We start from the raw sequence: 1470 nt of genomic DNA on the forward strand, positions 1-1470 counted from the left end.
CTTTCGTATGATGAAGATCCTAGAATTGTAGGAATTATTGTTGGTAATTTTGTACCAATGAAACTCTAATAGTAGTTTTCGTACGTTGATTTTCTATTTCTGATGACTATGTAATAAAGAATATAGAAATCTCTTACTTTGTGACCCTATGCGCTAACCTCTTGAATATTTAGACAAATTACAATTGTTACAAAAATATTTCAAAAACACTTGACATTCTGTAACATCGTAATATAATAGCTAATATAAATTTAGGTGAGGTATCATAATTATGAAAAAATGGACAAGTTTAGCACTTTTAGGCTTAACTTCTGCAACTCTACTAGTAGCTTGTGGTTCTAAAAAAGAGGAAAATAGTTCTTCTGTAAAAGAAACACAGACTTCTATGAAATCTGGTCAAAATAAAACAAATCAGTCCTCTAAAAAGAAAAATACAAAAGCTACTGAATCTAGTTCAGAAGAAACAACACAATCAAGTCAGACAACCACAGCGTCTAACACAACAAGTGGTGACAAAGCTACAGATTCATCTCAAATGGTTCCTGCAGAGCTGGTAGGGACTTGGACAGGTACAACTGAAATCGCAAAAGATGTCCAAATGACAGTGGCTGCGGACGGAACGGTTACTACGACAGCAAACTTTTATCAAGCAGATGTGAACCCAATTCGTACAGCAACGACTAGAGCAAAAGCTGTTCAAGCTTCTGGTAATATCTATTACTGGGAAACAGACGAACCTGGAGCTTTTGATGCCCTTCTTCCCGGTATTGCTGGACTTGGGGGAGCCAATGCCAAGGTAAAAGCCGGTTTCATTTTGGAAGAGGGCCATTATACACCGATTGTATTTGTAACAGGACTTAATGAAGACTTTGATTATAGCAAATACAATGATTTCCGTGTCTCACTCACAAAATAAAGACATATTCAACGCTCTTAAAATTGAAAACACCCCAAAAGTTAGATTTTCCTATCTATCTTTCAGGGTGTTTTCTTATAGCCAAATTGGGAAAGAAATCAAAACTTCATCGCTCTATTTCTACTTATTATATTGTTGAAGTGCTTTATTATATGCTTTACTGCCTTTTTGGTAATATTCATGTTCTATTCCAGATATATCGACTGTAATGGTGCCATCCTTAACTTTATATTTTACTGTTGAATCACTTCTACCTTCTCCTGATAAAAGGAAGGTGTTACTTTCTTGATCAATTGTAAAACTATCAGCTTCTCCGTGTTTTATTGAACCTCTATTCCCTTTTATAGTAAATGCCAATTCATTTCTTTCACTTGATATCCAATAGTATTCGCCATCCAGAGATTGTTGCTTATTTTTAGTGCAAGCAATTAGCGTAATTATTGATAATGACAACAATAATATGCTAACAAATTTTCTCATGTTTCTCGCCTCCTTTTATAATATTACTATACCAAAATAATGTTACAAAACTGTATCAATGTCTGTTATAATGG

General features: G+C 34.2%; 2 protein-coding genes. One reads left to right on the forward strand and one right to left on the reverse strand.

The genetic code is table 11. The annotated features are described in order from the left end of the window. Positions 1 to 271 precede the first annotated feature (271 nt). A complete protein-coding gene (locus HMPREF2918_RS00575; RefSeq protein WP_021153923.1) occupies positions 272 to 916 on the forward strand; it encodes a hypothetical protein in 645 nt (214 codons plus the stop codon). 120 nt (positions 917 to 1036) lie between these two features. Here the strand turns inward: HMPREF2918_RS00575 and HMPREF2918_RS00580 are convergent, their stop codons facing one another. Continuing rightward, positions 1037 to 1396 (reverse strand): hypothetical protein, encoded by a 360-nt coding sequence (locus tag HMPREF2918_RS00580; RefSeq protein ID WP_037615877.1) that lies wholly within the window; start codon positions 1394 to 1396, stop codon positions 1037 to 1039. Positions 1397 to 1470: the final 74 nt, after the last annotated feature.

The organism is Streptococcus sp. HMSC065C01 (assembly GCF_001813525.1).
In the GTDB taxonomy this organism is placed as follows: Bacteria; Bacillota; Bacilli; order Lactobacillales; family Streptococcaceae; genus Streptococcus; species Streptococcus parasanguinis_V.